This window comes from Sporomusa sp., from assembly GCF_057736855.1.
In genome coordinates, this window is the sequence record NZ_JBYKYF010000290.1 from 1 (window position 1) to 3,871 (window position 3,871).

Genomic DNA, 3,871 nt, shown 5'->3' on the forward strand with positions numbered 1-3,871 from the left:
ATTAAGTCTTGACGGACGCCCGGAGGTGCATGACCGTATGCGTCCGGCCGCTAACGGCAAAGGCAGCTATGAGAAGGCTGCCCGTCTGTCTAAGCAGGTAGTAGAAACGCGCGGCGGACAAAATTATTATTTACGAGGCACCTTTACCGCCTACAACCTGGATTTTGCCGCCGATGTGCTGGCCATGGCTGATGCGGGTTTTGCGCAATTATCGGTTGAGCCGGTAGTAGCTAAGGATGCGGATTATGCGTTAACCGAGGCTCATCTGCCTGAATTATTTAAACAATATGAGCTTTTGGCAGAGGAATATCTAGCTCGCAAACTCTCTGGTAAGGGTTTTGAGTTCTTTCACTTTAATCTTGACTTAAGTAATGGTCCGTGTGTGGCGAAACGTTTGAGCGGCTGCGGTGCCGGGCATGAATATTTTGCCGTCACTCCGGAAGGAGATTTATATCCCTGCCATCAATTTGTTGGACGCGACAAATATAAATTAGGTAATATATATGAAGGAGTAACTAACTCCGAAATGCCGGTGAAATTCCGTCAGGCACATGTGCTTAATAAGCCGACTTGTCGTAAATGCTGGGCAAGATTTTATTGCAGCGGCGGCTGTCATGCTAATGCTGATTTATTTCATAATGACTTATATCAACCTTATGAGCTGGGCTGTGAACTGCAGAAAAAGCGTTTGGAATGTGCCATTATGATCCAGGCCAAGCTGGCCATAGCGACACAGGCATAAACTTGTTTTGGCTTTGCTGAAACAACGACGGCGGAAGCGAGGGTTTATTCTACCTCGGCAGATGCCTTTAGCGGCGAGCAGCTTGACTCAATGTATAAGATAAACGGGTACAGTAAGGAGTCTTATCATGACTAACAAAGCTGTCCATATTCACATAACCGGTATTGTGCAAGGGGTGGGGTTCCGCCCCTTTATTTATAACCTAGCTATACAGTACGGGGTACGTGGCTGGGTAGCTAATCATGACAGTGGCGTACATATTGAAATTGAGGGAAGTCAGCCGGCGATTACTGGCTTTATTGCTGCGATAAGGCAAAAGGCTCCTCCGTTGGCAATTATTGATGCTATTACAGTAGAGAGTCGTGAACCTAGAGGGTATGTTGGCTTTAGCATTCGGCCAAGTGTGGAGGGCAGCCGTAAGACCGCATTGGTACCGCCTGATGTGGCCACCTGCCATAACTGTGTCGAGGAGCTCATGCAGCCAACTGACAGACGGTTCCGTTATCCATTTATTAATTGCACGGATTGCGGTCCCCGGTTTACGATTATTCAAGACATTCCTTATGATCGGCAAGCTACCACCATGCGTCGGTTTTCCATGTGTCCGGCGTGCCAGGCAGAATATGATGATCCTGGCAATCGACGTTTTCATGCTCAGCCTAACGCCTGTCCGGTATGTGGGCCGGCTTACCGATTGGTGGATTGTGCTGGACGACCACTGCCAGATAGCGGCAAGGATATATTTGTTACAGCCGCTCAGCTGATAGCCAATGGTTTTGTTCTGGCGATCAAGGGGATTGGCGGCTATCATCTGGCAGTAAATGCCAAAGATGAAGCAGCAGTAGCCAAGCTGAGAACGAGGAAAATCCGTGAAGATAAACCATTTGCTGTAATGGCAGGCAGTTTGGATGCAGTGAAGACTCAGTGTCTGGTGTCTGCTGCGGAAGAACAGGTATTGCTAAGTGCAGCAAGGCCGATTGTACTTTTACGTAAAAGACCGGACTATAAGTTAGCTGTTGGCATTGCTGACAGTAACCCCTATGTCGGCGTTATGCTGCCCTATGCACCAGTGCATTACCTGCTCTTAGGTCATGATGATGTCTGGGTTATGACCAGCGGCAATACCAGTGATGAATCCATTGCTTACCGGGATGACGATGCGTTGGCGCGTCTTCATTCGATGGCTGATTACTTTTTGCTTCATGACCGGGACATTTATTGCCGGGCTGACGATTCGGTGGTTAGAGTGGTAGAAGATCAGCCGTATTTTATCCGTCGTAGCCGGGGGTATGTTCCGGCACCCATTCAATTGGCGTGCGAACTGCCACCAATACTGGCGGTGGGCGGCGAACTAAAGAATACCTTTTGTCTAACAAGAGGTAGACAGGCATTTCTGAGTGGTCATATTGGTGATTTGGAAAATCTGTCTACCTATCAATCCTATATAGAAGCTATTGAACATTTCAAACGGCTGCTTTGTGTTACACCCCAACTAGTTGCTTGTGATCTGCATCCAGAGTATTTAGCAACTAAATATGCAGCGACGCTTGATTTGCCGATAATTGCTGTGCAGCACCATCATGCCCATATTGCTGCCGTAATGGCTGAACATCATTTGCGCGGTCCAGTGATCGGTATTGCCTTTGATGGCACAGGCTATGGTCCGGATGGTACCTTGTGGGGTGGTGAATTTTTGGTAGCAGAACTGACAACCTATTACCGGGCAGGACATCTGAGGGCCTTGCCGCTGCCAGGTGGTGCTAAAGCTATCCGTGAGCCTTGGCGGCTGGCACTTTGGTGGCTGAAAGAACTGTATGGCCCGGACTTTGTTCACCAGGACATACCGCTGGCGCGTGAGTTGCCGCTTGGCTGGGAATGGGTGCTGACGGCTGCTGAAAAAGGAATTAATACCCCGCTATCTTCAGGTGCTGGTCGCTGGTTTGACACTGTTGCCGCTCTGCTGGGCATACGTCAAACCATTACTTATGAAGGGCAAGCTGCCATTGAGTTAGAACAAGCGGCTCAGGACTGTGTCGGTAGGGTGTTGCCCTATAGTATCTACCAAACGGAGGATAAATGGGTGCTTGATTACCGACCGCTATTTACCGCCCTATGCCATAAGCTACAGGCAGGTGCTCATATTTCGCAGCTAGCTGCTGATTTTCATACAACTTTGGCGTCAGCCACTTGTGAACTTACAGTGAAAATTAGCCAATCCACCGGAATTCAGGAGATTGTCTTAAGTGGTGGTGTCTTCCAGAATATGAAATTATTAAGCCAAATTATCGGAATGCTCAAACAAAATGGGTTGAAAATATATCTTCACCGACAGGTGCCACCCAATGACGGCGGGCTGGCGCTTGGTCAGGCGATTATTGCCGGGGAAAGGAGCAGATAATTATGTGTTTGGCGGTTCCTGCGATCATAACTGAACGTGACGAATATATGGCCACAGTTAGTATTAATGGCGTAACCCGTCAGGTTAGTCTGATGCTGTTGCCTGAGGCAATGGTGGGTGACTATGTGCTAATTCACGCCGGTTTTGCCATTCAGACCATTGATAAGGAAGAAGCCATGCGCACTTTGGAGTTATTTAAGGAGCTTGAACAGTATGCTGCTGACAACTGAGCAAACGGCCCGAGCCGCAGCTTTTTTTACCCAAGGCATAGCCAAGCGAATAAGCCGGCCCGTTCGTCTTATGGAAGTATGTGGCACCCATACGGTAGCCATTTTTCGCAATGGCATTCGTCAATTACTGCCAGCAACTGTGGAGCTGGTTAGCGGCCCTGGTTGTCCGGTATGTGTTACACCTAACGAATACTTGGATACCGCTATTGCCTATAGCCGCCGTCCAGATACCATTATTACCACCTTTGGCGATATGCTCAAAGTGCCGGGATCTGAGTCATCGCTGATGGCCGAAAAGGCGCAGGGAGCCGATATCCGGATTGTATATTCGCCATTGGAAAGTTTGTCAATTGCCAGGAAAAATCCGAATAAATGGGTGATTTTTCTGGCGGTTGGGTTTGAAACAACCGCTCCCACTGTGGCAGCCGCGGTGCTTACAGCCAAGCAGCAGGAGCTGAACAACTTTTTGGTGTTGTCAGCCCAGAAGCTGGTGCCGCCTGC

At 48.9% G+C, this 3,871-nt stretch carries 4 protein-coding genes; all 4 read left to right on the top strand.

Translation table 11 applies throughout. The annotated features are described in order from the left end of the window. A partial coding sequence (locus tag AC29Z1_RS14825) for an SPASM domain-containing protein (protein WP_488272230.1) occupies positions 1-742 on the top strand: 742 nt, incomplete at its 5' end. Positions 743-869: 127 nt separating this feature from the next. Continuing rightward, positions 870-3,140: a carbamoyltransferase HypF gene (hypF, locus tag AC29Z1_RS14830; protein WP_488272231.1), complete on the top strand. Its 2,271-nt coding sequence runs from the start codon at positions 870-872 to the stop codon at positions 3,138-3,140. 2 nt (positions 3,141-3,142) lie between these two features. Next, entirely contained in the window at positions 3,143-3,370 is a 228-nt protein-coding gene (locus tag AC29Z1_RS14835) for a HypC/HybG/HupF family hydrogenase formation chaperone (RefSeq protein ID WP_488272232.1), read from the top strand. Then, positions 3,354-3,871: hydrogenase formation protein HypD (hypD, locus tag AC29Z1_RS14840; RefSeq protein WP_488272233.1), on the top strand; the 518-nt coding region annotated here is incomplete at its 3' end. The genes AC29Z1_RS14835 and hypD, both read left to right, overlap by 17 nt.